A 16,737-nucleotide genomic window follows, 5' to 3' on the forward strand; every position below is an offset into this window, starting at 1 on the left:
AGATGTGTGACGTATGTTAACTAGTGTGATGCGTGAGGTTAGAGGAAGCAAGCATCACATGCACCGAATGCACGAACTGAATCCGTTCGCGGCCCGCCTCGACCTGGACTGACCTTCAGGGTGCGCCGAAGGAGTACCCGGCGGGAAGCAAGGTCGAGGCCGACTGGGCCGCGAACACGCGGCGCCAGCCGCCGGAAAACACCTGCTCGACCCTGATAGGAGTCGCACGTGCGATACCGAAAGCCGAAACGTTCCTACGTGCTCCCGGTGGTCACGACCCTCGTTGTCGCCGCACCGATCGGCGCGTTCGCCCTCAGCGACTCGACCGATTACCGCAGCGCCAACGATTCCCAAGTCGCGGCCGTGCCCGCGCAGCTGGCCGAGGTGGCGCTGACCTCGGTTCCCGACATCACGGTCCCGCTGCGCGACCTGACCGGCCTCGACCTGCCGGACCTACACCTCTCCGACCTGCGGATGCTGCAGCTGCCGCCCTCGATCCCGATCCCCCCGGGATTGCCGCTCCCCCCGGGCGTGGCGCTGCCCACCGAGATCCCGCTGCCCCAGATTCCGACGAAACCGCAGCCGACCCCGACCCAGCAGGCCGCACCTGGCACCGCGACTCCGCCTGCACCAGGTGCCGCAGCACCGCCTGCGCGCCCGCCGGTCCCGAGCACGGCGGTCCCCACCGCGCCCCCGGCCGCTCCCCGCGCCCAAACCCCAGCTCCGGGCGCACCGGCAGCTCCCGCACCCGGTGCTCCCGGCGGAGCACCCGCCCAAGCCCCAGCGGCTCCTGCACCCGGCGCTCCCGGCGGAGCAGACGCCCCGGCTCCAGCAGCTCCGGCCCCAGCGGCTCCCAGCGCCCCGGCCCCGGCGGCTGCCGCCCCAGCGCAAGCACAGGCAGCTCCCGCACCGGCGGAACCTGCACCGGCCGCTCCAGCGCAGGCAGCTCCCGCCGCACCGGCCCCGGCGGCTCCAGGGGTCCCTGCGCAAGCAGCTCCCGCCGCCCAGCCGCCCGCACCAGCAGGCGCTCCGATCGCCCAAGGTCGTTCCACCGCACCGAAATTCATCGCTGACCAGGAAAATCTCGAACCCGGCACCACCCCCGACACCCCTGCCCTCTCCCCGGGTGCGGTCGGCGCCGACGTCATCGACCAGGTGGGCGCGCAGGTCAAGGAACTCACTCAGGAAACCCCGTTCAGCATGGTCGCCCTGACCGCCCGCGACCTGACGAACACCACCACCAAGCTCCGCGCCCGCCAGCAGGACGGCAATTGGGGCCCCTGGTATGACGCCGATCCGATCGACACCAGGGCCACCGACCACACCCCCTCCGACGCACCCACCGGCACCGAACCGATCTACGTCGGCGAGACCACCGCGGTGCAGATGCTGGTCACCCGTAAGCCCGCCGCGGGCCCCGACCACGACCCGGCCCATCTCACCGAGGCCGCGCTAAAGGCCGTGTTGATCAACCCGGGCCGGGCCGCGATCGATGCCGCGCTCAACGACGTCGCCGCGGCACTGCCCGGTGGCGGACCGAAGGTCATCACCCGCGCGCAGTGGGGTGCCGACGAGTCGATCCGCTGCCAGGAACCCACCTACGACGACGGCGTCGGCGGCATCACCGTGCACCACACCGCCGGTCGCAACGACTACAGCCGCTCCGAATCGGCGGGCATCGTCCGCGCGATCTACGCCTATCACGCCGAAACGCTCGGCTGGTGCGACGTCGGCTACAACGCCATGGTCGACCAGTACGGCCAGATCTTCGAGGGCCGCTACGGTGGCCTCGACCGGGCGGTTCAGGGCGCGCACGCGGGTGGTTTCAACGAGAACACCGTTGGTGTGGCGCTGATGGGCAACTACGAGGCCGAGCAGCCGAGCAACGAGGCGATCACCGCGATCGGCAAGTTCATCGGCTGGCGCTCCAAGCTCGCCGGGCTCGATCCCCAGGGCGAGACCACGATGTACTCCGAGGGCACCGAGTTCACGCCCTACGCCCAGGACGAGGCCGTCGACCTGCCGGTGGTGTTCGCGCACCGCGACGTCGGCAACACCGACTGCCCCGGCGACGCCGCCTACGCGCTGATGGATCGCATCCGTGGCATCGCGGCGGGCAATTCCAACACTTACAGCTCGCCCGCGACCGCGCATCGCCCACCGAGCCAGCAAGCCCGTGCACCGCAGGGCAATATGGCCGAACTCGGCGCGATGATCGACAAGTTCCTCGGCCTGTCCAGCGACAACGCGATCGCCAAGCACTGGGTCGCCAAGGGCGGGGTCGACGGTCCGCTCGGCGCGCCGCAGTCGGACCTGATCGCGGGTGCGCAGGGGCGTCAGTACGCGAAGTTCGCCAACGGTTTCGTCTATTCGGGCGAGGGCGGTGAGGTGTTCGAGGTGGTCGGCGCGATCCTCGACCGGTACCTGAGCCTCGGGGCCGATGCGGGCGTGCTCGGGTTGCCGACGGCCAGTTCCTACGTGGTGCCCAACGGTGTGCGCACGGATTTCCAGCACGGTTCGCTGGTGCTCAACGAGCTCACAGGGATCGTCACGACGTTCTGGAAGACCTATGACGAGACCTACAAGCGGGAGATGAACGGGCAGCCCAAGCCAGGGCAGGCACCGACCGCTCCGCCACTGGAGCTCGCGGTACCGGCTCCGGCTCCCGCCGATCCGCAGGCCCCACCTGCCGGACCGGCACCGGCCGAACAGGTTCCGGCTCCGGCCGAACCGCAAGCCCCACCCGTCGAACAGGTTCCGGCAGATCCGCCGGTCTCCGAACCCGCCCCGACCGGCTGACCCCGGTCACGGCGAAGAACGGCCGGTGCACCCTCCGAGCGAGGGGCACCGGCCGTTTCAATCGGCTACCGCCACCAACGCTCGAGCACCATCGCGACACCGTCGTCGATATTGCTGCCCGTCACCTCGTCGGCCGCCGCCCGAGCCTCGGGATGTGCGTTGCCCATCGCGACGCCGTGACCGGCCATCGCCAACATCGGCACATCGTTGGGCATGTCGCCGAACGCCACGATCGCCGAATTCTCGACGCCGATGCGGCGGGCGACCTCGGCCAGCCCCGACGCCTTCGTCACCTTCGGCACCGCCAATTCGATCAGCCCACTCTCGGTCGAGTAGGTGATCTCGGCGCGATCACCGATGAGCGGAGCCAGAACGGCGCGCATCTCGGAACTGCGGGCCGAACTGAGGCGGATGAGCATTTTGATCGCGGGGGAATCGATGACCTCGGCGTGCGAGACGACGGTGTCGTCGGGATTGAGCCAGGCGTGTTCGTAGGTCGGCGAGCTGACGAACTGCTGGGTCACAGCGTCGTGCGCGCTGGCCCCGACCCGCTCGGTGGCCAACCCACAGCCCGGTAACGCGCGCTCGGCGACCTCGGCCAACCAGCTCAAAGTCTCGACGTCGAGGGTGTGGCTCGACAGCACCCGATCGGTGGCGCTGTCATAGACAACCGCGCCGTTTCCGCAGATCGCGAGCGGTGCGTACCCGAGTTCACTGACGACCGGTTCGATCCAGCGGGGCGGTCGGCCGGTGGCGAGCACGAAGGTGGCGCCGTCGGCGACAAGCGCCCCGACGGCGGCCTTGGTGCGCGCGGAGACCTTCTCGGAGTCGTCGATCAGCGTGCCGTCGACGTCGCTGGCCACCAGCTGCGGTTTCGGGTGCAGGTGCGTCATCCCATCTATCCTGCCGCACGTCGCCACGCGAGGACGCCGGACTGTCCCTATGATCAGGGCCTGATTACCCGATCCAGAGGGGACTGATGACCGGCTTCCTGTTGCGACGCACCCTCAATTACGTTGTGCTCCTGCTGCTGGCATCGTTCTTGGCGTTCAGTCTCGCCTCACTCACGTTCAACCCGCTCGAGAGCCTCGAGCAGCGCAATCCGCGGCCGCCGCAGTCGGTGATCGACGCCAAAGCCGAGCAGCTGCACCTGAACGAGCCGATCCCACAGCGCTATCTCACCTGGCTTTCCGGTATCCCGCAAGGAGATTTCGGGACCACCCTCGCCGGGCAGCCGGTGAGCGAGGAGCTGGGCAGGCGGGTCGCGGTGAGTCTGCGATTGCTGATTCTCGGTTCGATCATCGGCACGGTGCTCGGCGTGCTGATCGGTGCGGCGGGGGCGATCAGGCAGTACAGGTTCAGCGACTATTTCTCGACGGTGCTGTCGCTGCTGATCCTGTCGACGCCGATCTTCTTGCTGGCGACTTTGTTGAAATATGGTGCTTTGCAGGTCAATACGATGACAGGCACGCAGATCTTCCTCTACACCGGCGAAACCTCGGCGACCCAGATCAGCGGGTTCTGGAACCAAATGGTCGACCGGGCACAGCATTTGGTGCTGCCGACCCTGGCGCTCGCGCTCAGCGCGATGGCCGGCTACAGCCGATACCAGCGCAACGCCATGCTCGACGTGCTCGGCAGCGATTTCATCCGAACGGCGAGAGCCAAAGGCCTCACCCGTAATCGGGCTCTCTACAAACACGGACTGCGCACCGCACTCATCCCGATGGCCACCCTGTTCGCCTACAGTCTCGGCGGTCTGATCACCGGGGCGACGTTCGTCGAGAAGATCTTCGGCTGGCACGGTGTCGGCGAATGGCTGATCGACGCGGTCAATGCCCAGGACCTCTACGTGGTGGTGACCGTGACCGCGTTCGCCGGCCTGGTGGTGCTGATCTCCGGTCTGCTCTCCGACATCGTGCTCGCCCTGCTCGACCCGAGGGTGCGTGTCTCGTGACCGATACCGAACTCATCGTCGTCGGCGCACCGGAGGTGGTCGCGGCCGGGCGCCGCAGGCTCGTGTGGCGTCGTTTCCTGCGCAACAAACCCGCCGTCGTCGGCTCGGTGATCCTGCTACTGCTGCTGGTGGCCAGTTTCGCACTGCCGCCGCTGCTGCCGTGGGACTACCAGCAGATGGACTACAAGGCGCTGCTGAAACCGCCCAGCCTCGAGCACCCGTTCGGCACCACCAAGATCGGCCAGGACGTCCTCGCCCAGACCCTGCGCGGACTCCAGAAGTCGCTGATCATCGGCTTCTGCGTGGCGCTGTTCTCCAGCATCATCGCCGCGACCGCGGGTGCGGTGGCGGGGCTGCTCGGCGGTTGGTCCGACCGGGCGATCATGTGGCTGGTCGACCTGTTGCTCGTGATTCCGAGCTTCATCATCGTCGCGCTGTTCGCGCCGCGCACCAAGGGTTCCGGTTCGATCGTGATCCTGATCGTGCTGCTCAGCGTGTTCGGCTGGATGATCTCCGCACGTATCATCCGTGGCCTCACGCTGAGCCTGCGCGACCGTGAATTCGTCCGCGCCGCACGGTATATGGGCGCGCCGACCCGTACCGTGATCCTCAGCCACATCGTCCCCAACATCGCCTCGATCCTGATCATCGACACCACGCTGGCCGTCGGCTCGGCGATCATGGCCGAAACCGGTTTGAGTTTCCTGGGTTTCGGTGTGCAGCCACCGGATGTGTCGCTGGGGTCGCTGATCGCCGTCGGCACGCAATCGGCGCTCACCTACCCGTGGTTGTTCCTGTTCGCCGGCGGCCTGCTGATCACGATTGTGTTGTGCGCCAACCTGGTTGGTGACGGTCTGCGTGACGCCTTCGACCCCGGCGCCCGAGGTGCGCGCAAGGATCGCAAGAAGGTCGTCGAGCACAGGGACCAGGCGCAGGTGGAGTTGAAGAAAGCCGAGAAGCGATGACCGCGTCGACCGCACCCCTGCTCGAGGTCACCGACCTGCGGGTCTCGTTTCCCGGCGAGGAAGGCCGCGTCGAGGCCGTGCGCGGGGTGAACTACACCGTCGCCGACGGCGAGGTGCTCGCGATTGTCGGCGAGTCGGGTTCGGGCAAGTCGGTGTCCTCGCTCGCGGTGATCGGCCTGCTGCCCGAACAGGCACGGGTGCAGGGTTCGGTGCGCCTGCGTGGGCGCGAATTGCTCGGGCTCGGTGACAAGCAGATGTCGAAGCTGCGCGGTTCGTCGATCAGCATGGTCTTCCAGGACCCGCTGTCGGCACTGACCCCGGTGTACCGGGTCGGCGATCAGATCGCGGAAGCGCTTCTCGCCCACGGCAAGATGAGCCGCAAGCAAGCCGGGGAACGCGCGATCGAGCTGCTCGAGCTCGTCGGTATCGCCGATGCGCGCGCCCGGTCGAGGGCGTTTCCACACGAGTTCTCCGGCGGCATGCGCCAGCGCGTGGTGATCGCCATGGCCATCGCCAACGATCCCGCCCTGATCATCTGCGACGAACCGACCACCGCGCTCGACGTGACCGTGCAGGCGCAGATCCTGGCGCTGCTGCGCAAGGCCAGAGACATCACCGGTGCGGGCGTCATCATGATCACCCACGACATGGGCATCGCGGCAACCGTCGCCGACCGCGTCGCGGTGATGTACGCGGGCAAGGTTGTCGAAACAGCTCCTGTCGCAGAGCTTTTCGCAGCACCTCGCATGCCTTACACAGTCGGCCTCCTGGGTTCCATCCCGCGTATGGACGGCCCGCCCCGCACCCCGCTGATCCCGATTCTCGGGGCCCCACCGGCCATGCACGCCCTGCCCCCCGGCTGTTCGTTCGCCCCGCGCTGCCCGGTCGCGATCGGCGACTGCACCGCCGCCGAACCCCCGCTGGAAAAGGTGAGCCCCGGTCATTCGGTGGCCTGCATACGCACGGCCGAGGTCGGCACACAGCGACTGTTCGAGGCCTACCGCGAGGAGATCCCCGCCCCGGCACATCCCGATCACACCGACGACGAGGTGGTTCTGCGGGTCACCGACCTGGTGAAGACCTTCCCGCTCACCTCCGGCGTGCTGCTGCGCCGTCGCACCGGCGAGGTCCGCGCGGTCGACGGCATCAGTTTCTCGGTACGCGCCGGCCGCACCCTGGCGCTGGTCGGCGAATCCGGTTCGGGCAAGTCGACGACCCTGTCGCAGATCATGGACCTGGTCCGCCCGCAGTCGGGCAGCATCGAGGTACTCGGCAACGACGTCGCCACCCTCACCAAGCCGCGCACCCGCGAGATCCGGCGCAAGATGCAGATCGTCTTCCAGGATCCCAGCGCATCGCTGGACCCGCGGCTGCCGATCTTCGATGTCCTCGCCGAGCCGCTGCGCATCGACGGCCGGTCCCGCGAAGAGGTCAACCGACGGGTGCCAGAGTTGTTGCTGCAGGTGGGATTACGTCCCGAGCATGCCGATCGCTACCCGGCCGACTTCTCCGGTGGGCAGAAACAGCGCATCAGCATCGCCCGCGCGCTGGCCCTCGACCCGCAACTGCTGGTGCTCGACGAACCCGTCTCGTCGTTGGACGTGTCGATCCAGGCAGGCGTGCTCAACCTGCTGCGCGATCTTCAAGCCTCGCACGGTCTTTCGTACCTGTTCGTCTCCCACGACCTGTCTGTGGTGCGCAACCTCGCCCATGACATCGCGGTGATGTTGCAGGGCAAGATCGTCGAATCCGGCCCGGCCGAGCAGATTTTCGCCGATCCTCAGCACGAATACACACGCTCGCTCATCGCGGCCGTACCGGAACCCGTCGTCTGATCGGAGCCCCCATGCGAAACCGTCGAATACCTGCAGGCCGCACCGCCCGATTGCGCTGTGCCGCCGTAGTAGTGGCGGCCGGGATGATCGTGGCGGGCTGTGGGGGCGGCAACGAGTCGGCGGCCGGGTTGAGCGATGAGATCGGCTCGACCAGCGACATCAATCCCGCGCCGACCGACGCCCTGCGCGAGGGCGGCAACCTGCGCCTGGCCACCACCGACTACCCGGCCAACTGGAACATCCTGTCCAACGACGGCAACAACGGCGAGATCGGCGAGATCGTGCGCGCGATGCTGCCGCGCTCGTATGAGGTCGACGCGGCGGGCGAGCTCAGCATCGATACCGACTTCTTCACCGATATCACTTTGACCAGTACTGATCCGATGGTGGTGACGTACTCGATCAATCCGAAGGCGGTGTGGTCGGATGGTTCACCGATCACCTGGGAGGACATGGCGTCCCAAGCGCACGCGCTGAGCGGCCGGGACAAGAGCTACCTGATCGCGATCACCAACGGCTTCGAGTTCGTCGACAAGGTGGAGCGCGGTGTAGACGACCGGCAGGCCGTGCTCACCTTCAGCAAGCCCTACGCCGATTGGCGGGGCCAGTTCTCGGGCAACACCGCGCTCTACCCGAAGTCGGTGACCAGCACGCCCGAAGCTTTCAATACCGGCCTCGCCGACGCGATCACCCTCACCGCGGGACCGTTCGTCGTGGGCGCGACCGACCGCGGCCAGGGGCGAATCACCTTGGCCCGCAACCCGAAATGGTGGGGCGACAAGCCGGTTCTCGACACCATCACCTACAGCGTGCTCGACCATTCGTCGTGGGTGCAGGCACTCCAGAACAACGAGATCGATCTGGTCCGTCTCACCACCATCGACGACGTGACAACCGTTCGCGGAACAGAAGGCCTGGTGGTGCGCCGGGCACCGGGTAATCGCTGGCGCCATCTCACTTTCAACGGTGCGCCCGGATCGATTCTCGAGGATGCCGGTGTGCGCGTGGCGATTTCGAAGGCCATCGACCGCCAAGGGATCGTGAACGCCGTTCAGAACGGACTGGTCGAGAATCCGAAGCCGCTGAACAATCACGTTTTCGTGCAGGGCCAAAAGGGCTACCAGGACAACAGTTTCGGCTTCGATCCCGCTGCCGCTGCCAGTGAACTCGATGTGCTGGGGTGGAAGCTCAACGGCGAAGTCCGCGCGAAGGACGGCCGCGAACTCGTCATCCGCGACGTCATGTACAACGACCCCACCTGGGTCCAGATAGCCCAGATCATCCAGCAGAATCTGGCCGCCATCGGCGTGCGCCTGACGATCGACACCAAGCCCGCCGCCGGCCTTTTCACCGATGTCATCCAGCCAGGCGATTTCGACGCCGCCCAGTACATCTACCAGGGCGACCCGTTCCCGCTGAGCAGCATCCGCCAGATCTACTATTACGACCCCACCGACCTTCAATCCAACTACGGCCGCATCGGGTCCCCCGAACTCAACGCCCTCATCGAACTAACCCTCACCGAACTGGACCCGCAGAAGTCCATCGACCTCGCGAACCAGGTCGACCGCAAGGTATTCGAAGAAGGCCATTCCCTGCCCCTGATGCAGTCCGACGGCAGCGTCGGCGCCCGCACCACCCTCGCCAATATCGGCTCCCCTGGTTTGGCAACGTACGACTACACGAAGATCGGATTCACGAAATGACCACTACTGATGCGAGGCGCCTGCGCCGAGCGGGTTTCCGGATCGCGGCCCCCGTCCTCGCTCTGACGCTGGTACTCGGTGCCTGTGGGTCCGATACCGACGTGGAATCGGGATCGAGCTCGATCGGCACGATCAACGACATCAATCCGCAGGACCGTGACGCCATGCAGGAGGGCGGCAATCTCCGGTTGGCCATTCCCGGATTCCCGGCGACATTCAACAGCAGCCATGTCGATTCGGACGGCTACGTGAGCGAGGTGATCGGTTGGACGATTCCGGGAACCATCACTGCCGACGCCGCCGGAAATCTCACCACCGACACCACCTACTTCACCTCCGTGGAACTCACCGGCACCAACCCGCAAACGATCGAATACACGATCAATCCGAAAGCGGTGTGGTCGGACGGTTCCCCGATCACCTGGAACGACCTGCGTTCCCAAGTCAACGCGCTGAGCGGACGTGACCCAGGTTTCAAGGTCTCGGCGACCCAGGCGTACAGCAGCGTCGAGAAGGTCGAGCGCGGCGTCGACGACAGGCAGGCGATCGTGACCTTCGCCGAGCATTACGCGGAGTGGAAGGGCCTGTTCAATCCCCTGTATCCCCAGCAGAGCACTGCCACACCGCAAGCCTTCGACGATTTCTATCGCAACGACATGCCGCTGTCGTCGGGGCCGTTCATGATCACCTCGGTCGACCGCGCCCAGCAACGGATCGTGCTGAGCCGCAACCCGAAATGGTGGGGCGACACACCCAAACTCACCACTGTCACCTACAGCATCCTCGATGCCGCCGCCCAGCTCAGCGCGTTGCAGAACAACGAACTCGATGCGGTCGACCCGTTGAGCACCATCGATGAGATCAAGACCGCGACGAATACACCCGGCATCGCGGTTCGCCGGGCCCCGGCGAACCGGTTCATGCACACGACCTTCAACGGCGCACCCGGCGCCCTGCTCTCGGATCCGAAACTGCGCATCGCGATCTCCAAGGGCATCAATCGACAGGCTATCGCCACCGCCATTCAGAACGGGTTGGTCACCGATCCGAAGCCGCTGAACAATCACCTGTATCTGGTGGGCCAGACGGGCTTCCAGGACAACGCAGAATCGGTGTCCTTCGACCCGGCCGAGGCAGCCCGCATGCTCGACGAACTGGGCTGGAAACTCAACGGCGATGTCCGCGAAAAGGACGGCCGTAAACTGGTGATCCGCGATGTGATGGCCCAGAACGATGTGCAGGTTCAGGTCGCCACGATCACGCAGCAGAACCTGGCTGAGATCGGCGTGCAGTTGGTCATCGAGACCTACCCGGGTACAGCGTTCTTCACTGACGTCATCGACCCCGGTAACTTCGATATCGCCCAATTCGCCTGGTTGAAGAGCATTTTCCCACTCGGTGCGCTGCCACAGATCTACGCCTACGATCCTGCGAACAAACTGAGCAACTACGGCCGCATCGGTTCGCCGGAGCTCAACGCGCTCATCAAGGAAACCATCGCGGAGCTCGATCCCCAGAAGGCGATCGAATTGGCCAACAAGGCCGACCGCATGATCTTCGAAGAAGGGTTCTCGCTGCCGCTCGTGCAGTCGGCCGGTGCTGTTGCGGTTCGAGCCAACCTGGCGAATTTCGGTGCTTTCGGCCTCGCCTCGGCCGATTACACGAAGATCGGCTTCCTGAAGTGAGCACGGGAGTCGTCTGAAGTGAGTTCCGGTCCGGCGGGCGCGCTCACCTATCCGCTGCTCGTCACCAGCGGCACCCTCGCGGTTATCGCCGCGTGGGTGCCGTTCGCGGATATCGATCAGCTGAGTGCGCTCGCTGTGGTCGCTCTTGCCGTCCTCGCCTACACCGCGTATCAGCTCGGCCTCGCCTTCGGCGTTTTTCCGACCGGGCTGGTCGCGACCGGCACGGTGCGTGGTCGGCGGGTTCGGCAGCAGTATCGGCTGGTCAGTCGGTCGTGGCTGGAGATCAGTAGTGGTGATCGGATGGTCTGGCAGCCGGTTTTCTATGATCCGGATTTGTCCACATTCATCCCCAGCGAGCTGGAATTGACCGGTCGAGCCATTCTCGATGGTGAGGCTCGCTTTTACCCTTCGGGCCGGGTTCGGACTTCCGAGCCCGCGGGCAAACTCATCGATAATCCGTCCCGGCCTACCGACCCGCCCGCGTACGGGATCGGGCGTCGGCTGATTCTCGACGTTCAGTCGGCGGTCGGTGCACCGCTGGTCGGGCTGCTCTGGGTCTATGTCATGAACGGCGGTCTCGGCGCGTTCGTCGCCACCACCACGGTCGCCGCGGCCACTTTCACCTGGCTTTCCGCCATCCGGGGCTCCGACCCCAGCTGAACTCTCAATTCGATCGCGTGTCTATTCCTGCGGTGAACATGAATCCGCGAACCGCTGTTCGTGCTCGCCCAAACCCCTGATCAACGCGATGAGCCGCTGGTGTGACCGATCGAAGACGCCACGCATGTCGCCGGCCAGCCGGACCTGTAGTTGAGGATCCTGAATCAGCATCCTGATCTGGTGGAGCTCAGGTAGATCGAGGAGGACCGCGATGGCATTGCCGATCTTGTGGGCGCCTGCCGGTGCAGTGTCGTAGTCATACATCTCGACCAGGTCGAAATGGCTCTCGTACAGCTCCTCGAGGAGTTGCGGCGCGTCACTCCATTCGAGCATCGTCCGCAGGTCGACCGCGTCCTTCGTGCTGGTCCAATGCCGATCGTGCCAGGCGACCAGTTTTAGCAGCACTTGGGCGGCGATGGAGGGAATCCGAACCATCAGTCGGCCAGGGAGCAATACCGTCTCGGCAGACCCGAACGCTTCGCGAAATCCCAGCGTGTTCATCGTGAAGTCGCCCGGCCAAGCCACAGTCCGGTCGGCGCGTTCGATCGCACCGCAGGGGATGATGTCGACCGGTATGCCAGCGATCGTGATCCGGTGCGAAAGCCGACCTCGATCGCCGAACATCGACCCGAGCTGCCACACTTCTTCCCAGTTGGCTACGCCGACGGCGATATCCACATCGTGAGTTGCCCGTTCGGGAGTCACACCGGTAATGCTGTGCGCCCGCATATTCCGGGCTGTTGCGCCGACAACGAGGAACTCGACTCCGGTCCGGCTCGCGACCGCGTCCAATTCTCGAAGGACTGTTGCGGCGACATTGATCTCAGGATCTGTCGATTTCGACAAGTCGAGGGTCACCGCTTCTGATCCTTTCAGCATGAGCGCGTTGGCGAGCATCGCCCGATGTCCACATGTCGGCATAGATCAAAGTGCTTGGCACCAGCGGCTCGAGCGGTTCAGTTGGGGTCCAAAACCGCTGTCGAATAATCACATTCGGTTCGCCATCGACTCGGCGCCACCGGCGCTGGGCGGCCAGTGCTCGAGGCAGGGCGTCCACATAGAGGATGCCTGTCGAAGAGCGAAGCTCGGTATCCAGTTTTGAACCCGCCGCTTCACCGCCTAGTTGCGCTCTCTCTCCGACAAGGGCGGCCCGCGCTTCCAACCACCAGGCATTGGAGTTGTCGGCGAAATCCGCCAGGCTGATCCGTGGCACCACAGCAGTGGAAAAGGACTCTGTCCAGCGGTCCAGCAGCTCGCGCCCATTCAGAAGCTGCCGTCGTCCGCCGACTGTCACAACGTAGCCACTACGTTCCAGCTCGCTCATGACGATCTGCGTGGTGCCGAGTGACACCCCACTACGTTCGGCAATGGACCGCAAAGGGGTGTTGATCGCATCGCTCCAGCTGAGCAGCGTGAACAGCACCTTCGCACCGGCGGGACTGAACGCCCGAGGAGCGCGAGCAGACGCTGGTCTCGCGGTGGAGCGCGCTGAATTGCCCACGACGGATACATACAGTGACGGCCAAGTGAGAGTCATGTTGCCGACTGTGTCTACGAAGTCGATCTCGTGGCGCTGTAGAGCTTCTGCCGCCTCGCGCGAAATATGCGGTGCTACCAAGAGCAGGGGTAATTCGGTCGACCGCAGCGCACGAGCGCCTGAACTGGTGATTCGACTTCGGATTTCAACGGCATATGTTCGATTACCGCGAGAGCCCGCATCCAGTCGTGCGATCAGATCCGAACCGGCGCCAGCCCGCTCGGTCGTTTCCAACGTCTCGAAGGACACTCCACGGCCATCGAGATGGTGTCTCGCCGCGTCAAGGATGTTCATCATTCCTTGTCGTTCATTCAAGGTGAACATGGGTCAATAATGAACGTTCGACTCACGGTACGCAAGCCCGAATAGCAGCCATATCTGGTCTGACCACTTGACCTCTTACCGCTGAGGGCGCAGTATCGGGGTATGGCGTGGACTCCCGTGGTGAAGCGGTCGGTTTCCGGTGATGTGTTCGAGCAGATCGCCGCCGAGGTGCTGGGTGGGGAGTTGGTGGCGGGGAGCACGTTGCCTAGTGAGCGGCAGTTGGCGGAGGCGTTGGGGGTTTCGCGGCCTGCGGTGCGGGAGGCTTTGCAGCGGTTGGCCGCGGCGGGGCTGGTTGCCGTTCGGCAGGGGGAGGCGACGACGGTGCTCGATTATCGGCGGAGTGCGGGGCTGGAAGTGCTTCCGCGACTGTTGCTTCGGGGAGATTCGATCGACCCCGGCGTCGCGCGCAGCATTCTCGAGGCGCGACTGCACAACGGGCCCAAGATCGCTGAGCTCGCCGCCGCACGGGTGGGGAAGGCGGCCACCAGCCAGGCCGACCCCGGATTCGAGGGCGAAGTGGCGCGGCTGCGCGAATCGGTCGAATCGCTTGCCGCCGAGGCGGATCCGTTTGCCCAGCAAGTGATCGCGCTCGAATTCTGGGACCACATCCTCGATCTCGCCGACTCGATCGCCTTCCGGCTGATGTATTCCATGCTGCGCGCCGCCTACGAACCCGCTTTGGCCGCGCTGGCGCCGATCATGTCCGCCGAGGTGGGCAATGTGGGCGCCTATCGAGACCTGGCCGCCGCGATCGCCGCGGGCGAGCCGGAACGGGCCGCCGATACCGCCCGAGCACTGCTCGAGCCGGCGACCACCGCCCTCATCCATGCCCTCGACGGGGCGTGATCCACCCGAGGAAACACCATGATGAAAGACCGTCCGACAACGCCGTCGCACGACAACGACGCCGGCGAACACAGCCCCGCCGACCCAATGGATAGCGACTCGGCGCAGAACAAGATCGCGCGCCCAGCTGAGCCGACCAGAACCCGTGCCGCCCGTGCGATCCGCCGCAGCCTGACACTGCGCGCAGCGGCACAAGAATTCCTGCGTCACCCGTCCCCGTGGATGATCGCCACGGTATTCGTTGCCACACTGGCGGCCCGTCTCACAATCGGCGGCTGGCAGCTCACCGACGCCCTGGTCCCCCTGATGATTCTCGCCGCTTTCCCGATCATCGAATGGATCATTCACGTCACCGTCTTACATTGGCGCCCAAGGCAGCTCGGCCCGGTGACCATCGACAGCGAACTGGCCCGTAAACACCGCGAGCACCACGTCGACCCCCGCGAGATCCCGCTGATCTTCATCCCCCCGAAGTCGCTGCTGCTCACGATCATCGCCCTGGTCGCGATCGCCCTGCTCGCCTTCTCGCGCACCGGCCTCGGCCTCACCTTCCTCCTGACCATCACCACCCTCGGCCTGCTCTACGAGTGGACCCACTACCTCATCCACACCGACTACAAGCCGAAACATGCTCTCTACCGGTCGATTTGGCGCAACCACCGCCACCACCACTACAAGAACGAGCACTACTGGTTCACCGTGACCACCACGAACACCGCCGACCGCCTGCTCGGCACCGCCCCCGACCCGGCCACGGTCGCCACCTCCCCGACCGCCCGCCATCTGCACGCGAGTTAGCCAACCTGCAACGAACTGCCGGACCTGAGTTCCGGCCCGGTCGACGCCCGGCCCGCACTTCATGCGGGCCGGGCGTTCGCGTATCCGCAAGACTCGTCCACGCTTGACAGATTTATACCCTAGGGGGGTATGGTACCGAGCACGAGAAGCACTCGGTCGAAAGGACGAAGTCGTGACTACGCAATCGCAATCCACCCGGAAGTGGTGGGCGCTGGCGGTGATCGCCGCCGCGCAGTTCATGGTCATCATGGACACCTCGATCATCGGGATCGCGCTGCCGAAGATGCAGGACGAACTCGGATTCAGTCCGGGGAATCTGACGTGGGTGTTCAACGCCTATGTGGTTGCCTTCGGTGGTCTGCTGTTGCTCGGGGGCAGGCTCTCCGACCTGCTCGGGGCTCGGCGAGTGTTCGCTGCGGGCTGGGTGGTACTCGGGGTCGGATCCGTAATCGCCGGTGCCGCAGGCAGTGTCGGGGTCGAATTGGCCGGGCGGGCGATTCAAGGTGGTGGTGCGGCGTTGATCGCGCCCTCGGCGCTCACGTTGCTGATGATGTTGTTCGGTGGCTCGCCCCAGGAACTCACCAAGGCGCTCGCCGTCTATGGTGCGGCTGCGCCTGCCGGTGGGACCGCGGGCGTGTTTCTCGGTGGGGTGATCACCGAATACATCAGTTGGCCTTGGGTTTTCTACATCAACATTCCGATTGCCGTGCTCGCGCTGATCGCGGTGCCGCTGTTGATGCCCGCCGCTCCGGCGCGCAAGGGGTCCATCGATATCGCTGGATCTGTCACTGTGACAGCCGGTTTGGCGGCCGCGGTGTATGCGATCGTGCAGGCGCCGGAGGTCGGTTGGACATCGGGTGAGACCTGGGGTGTGCTGGCGCTGGCCGCCGCATTGCTCGGCGGCTTCGTCGCCATCCAGTCCCGGCGCGGTGAGCCGTTGATGCGGTTGAGCATCTTCCGCGCGCCGAATCTGGCCGCCGCCAACTTCGCCCAGTTCGCGCTGGCCGCCGCGTGGGTGCCGATGTGGTTCTTCCTCAACCTGTACCTGCAGCAGGTGCTCGGCTACAGCGCGTTCCCCTCGGGTGCGGCGCTGCTGCCGATGACCACGCTGATCATGCTCGGCATGGTGGTGCTTGCCCCGAAGGCGATGCAGCGGTTCGGTGCGAAGTCGATGATCGTCACCGGGCTGATCGTGCTCGGTCTCGGACTCGCAGTGATGTCGCTGGTGCGACCGACCGGCAATTTCTGGGTCGACGTGCTGCCTGCCTCGCTGATAGCCGCGGGGGGTATGTCGCTGGCCTTCATCCCCTCGCTCGGCACCGCGATCTCGGCGGCGCGCCCCGAGGAAGGCGGGCTCGCCTCGGGCATCGTCAACGTCAGTTATCAGGTGGGATCGGCGCTCGGACTGGCCGCTATGACGGCGGTGGCTGCCGCGTTCGGCGCGGGCGAGCTCGGTGATGCCTCGGCACTGACCGACGGTTACTCCGCGGCGTTCCTCGGCGCGGGCGTGCTGGCACTGGCAGGCGCGGGCATCACCGCAGCGGTCATGCGCACCCCGGCCACGGCCGACGCGAACGTTTGACAACGTACCCTAGGGGGGTATGGTAATGACCAAGAGCGAACCG

Annotated in this window: 13 protein-coding genes; 10 read left to right on the forward strand and 3 right to left on the reverse strand. The window is 65.4% G+C overall.

Annotated features, from left to right (window positions below; all coding sequences use genetic code 11):
- Positions 1–228: 228 nt before the first annotated feature.
- Complete coding sequence (locus tag ACFW6D_RS20845) at positions 229–2,799, forward strand: N-acetylmuramoyl-L-alanine amidase (protein ID WP_379330459.1); 2,571 nt, start codon at positions 229–231, stop codon at positions 2,797–2,799.
- A 65-nt stretch (positions 2,800–2,864) separates the two neighbouring features.
- Here the strand turns inward: ACFW6D_RS20845 and ACFW6D_RS20850 are convergent, their stop codons facing one another.
- Positions 2,865–3,692, reverse strand: a complete 828-nt coding sequence (locus ACFW6D_RS20850; protein ID WP_379330461.1) for an HAD family hydrolase — start codon at positions 3,690–3,692, stop codon at positions 2,865–2,867.
- 86 nt (positions 3,693–3,778) lie between these two features.
- Here ACFW6D_RS20850 and ACFW6D_RS20855 point away from each other — a divergent pair, with 86 nt between their 5' ends.
- From ACFW6D_RS20855 to ACFW6D_RS20880, 6 genes are read left to right on the forward strand one after another with little or no spacing between them, the layout of a single operon-like run.
- Positions 3,779–4,756: an ABC transporter permease gene (locus ACFW6D_RS20855; RefSeq protein WP_379330462.1), complete on the forward strand. Its 978-nt coding sequence runs from the start codon at positions 3,779–3,781 to the stop codon at positions 4,754–4,756.
- Complete coding sequence (locus ACFW6D_RS20860; protein WP_379330464.1) at positions 4,753–5,721, forward strand: ABC transporter permease; 969 nt, start codon at positions 4,753–4,755, stop codon at positions 5,719–5,721. Before ACFW6D_RS20855 ends, ACFW6D_RS20860 begins: the two co-directional genes overlap by 4 nt.
- On the forward strand, positions 5,718–7,556 hold the full coding sequence (locus ACFW6D_RS20865) for a dipeptide ABC transporter ATP-binding protein (protein ID WP_379330466.1): 1,839 nt from the start codon (positions 5,718–5,720) through the stop codon (positions 7,554–7,556). Before ACFW6D_RS20860 ends, ACFW6D_RS20865 begins: the two co-directional genes overlap by 4 nt.
- A gap of 11 nt (positions 7,557–7,567) precedes the next feature.
- A complete protein-coding gene (locus tag ACFW6D_RS20870; protein ID WP_379330468.1) occupies positions 7,568–9,262 on the forward strand; it encodes an ABC transporter family substrate-binding protein in 1,695 nt (564 codons plus the stop codon).
- On the forward strand, positions 9,259–10,947 hold the full coding sequence (locus ACFW6D_RS20875) for an ABC transporter family substrate-binding protein (RefSeq protein ID WP_379330470.1): 1,689 nt from the start codon (positions 9,259–9,261) through the stop codon (positions 10,945–10,947). Before ACFW6D_RS20870 ends, ACFW6D_RS20875 begins: the two co-directional genes overlap by 4 nt.
- Before the next feature lie 18 nt (positions 10,948–10,965).
- The gene (locus tag ACFW6D_RS20880; RefSeq protein ID WP_379330472.1) at positions 10,966–11,607 is read left to right on the forward strand and encodes a hypothetical protein; all 642 of its coding nucleotides are present in this window, start codon (positions 10,966–10,968) and stop codon (positions 11,605–11,607) included.
- A gap of 21 nt (positions 11,608–11,628) precedes the next feature.
- Here ACFW6D_RS20880 and ACFW6D_RS20885 read toward each other — a convergent pair whose 3' ends face one another.
- Positions 11,629–12,465 carry a hypothetical protein gene (locus ACFW6D_RS20885; protein WP_379330474.1) on the reverse strand — a complete coding sequence of 279 codons (837 nt, stop codon included), beginning with the start codon at positions 12,463–12,465 and terminating at the stop codon, positions 11,629–11,631.
- The gene (locus ACFW6D_RS20890) at positions 12,431–13,468 is read right to left on the reverse strand and encodes a type IV toxin-antitoxin system AbiEi family antitoxin (protein WP_379330476.1); all 1,038 of its coding nucleotides are present in this window, start codon (positions 13,466–13,468) and stop codon (positions 12,431–12,433) included. Before ACFW6D_RS20890 ends, ACFW6D_RS20885 begins: the two co-directional genes overlap by 35 nt.
- A gap of 102 nt (positions 13,469–13,570) precedes the next feature.
- On the opposite strand from ACFW6D_RS20890, the gene ACFW6D_RS20895 reads away from it, so the two are divergent.
- The 3 genes from ACFW6D_RS20895 (at position 13,571) to ACFW6D_RS20905 (ending at position 16,694) form a co-directional block, all read left to right on the forward strand.
- Positions 13,571–14,314, forward strand: a complete 744-nt coding sequence (locus tag ACFW6D_RS20895) for a FadR/GntR family transcriptional regulator (RefSeq protein ID WP_379330478.1) — start codon at positions 13,571–13,573, stop codon at positions 14,312–14,314.
- 87 nt (positions 14,315–14,401) lie between these two features.
- Complete coding sequence (locus ACFW6D_RS20900) at positions 14,402–15,112, forward strand: sterol desaturase family protein (protein WP_379330540.1); 711 nt, start codon at positions 14,402–14,404, stop codon at positions 15,110–15,112.
- Between the two features lie 172 nt (positions 15,113–15,284).
- Positions 15,285–16,694, forward strand: coding sequence for an MFS transporter (locus ACFW6D_RS20905; RefSeq protein ID WP_379330480.1), 1,410 nt, complete (start codon positions 15,285–15,287; stop codon positions 16,692–16,694).
- The last annotated feature ends 43 nt before the right edge of the window (positions 16,695–16,737 follow it).

Source organism: Nocardia sp. NPDC058705, from assembly GCF_042749305.1.
Lineage (GTDB): Bacteria > Actinomycetota > Actinomycetes > Mycobacteriales > Mycobacteriaceae > Nocardia.

Excerpts from the sequence above, each read along its gene's own strand:
- ACFW6D_RS20875 (WP_379330470.1), top strand. The coding sequence starts at position 9,259 with ATGACCACTACTGATGCGAGGCGCCTGCGCCGAGCGGGTTTCCGGATC.
- ACFW6D_RS20895 (WP_379330478.1), top strand. The coding sequence starts at position 13,571 with ATGGCGTGGACTCCCGTGGTGAAGCGGTCGGTTTCCGGTGATGTGTTC.
- ACFW6D_RS20870 (WP_379330468.1), top strand. The coding sequence starts at position 7,568 with ATGCGAAACCGTCGAATACCTGCAGGCCGCACCGCCCGATTGCGCTGT.
- ACFW6D_RS20890 (WP_379330476.1), bottom strand. The coding sequence starts at position 13,468 with ATGTTCACCTTGAATGAACGACAAGGAATGATGAACATCCTTGACGCG.
- ACFW6D_RS20900 (WP_379330540.1), top strand. The coding sequence starts at position 14,402 with ATGGATAGCGACTCGGCGCAGAACAAGATCGCGCGCCCAGCTGAGCCG.
- ACFW6D_RS20865 (WP_379330466.1), top strand. The coding sequence starts at position 5,718 with ATGACCGCGTCGACCGCACCCCTGCTCGAGGTCACCGACCTGCGGGTC.
- ACFW6D_RS20850 (WP_379330461.1), bottom strand. The coding sequence starts at position 3,692 with ATGACGCACCTGCACCCGAAACCGCAGCTGGTGGCCAGCGACGTCGAC.
- ACFW6D_RS20855 (WP_379330462.1), top strand. The coding sequence starts at position 3,779 with ATGACCGGCTTCCTGTTGCGACGCACCCTCAATTACGTTGTGCTCCTG.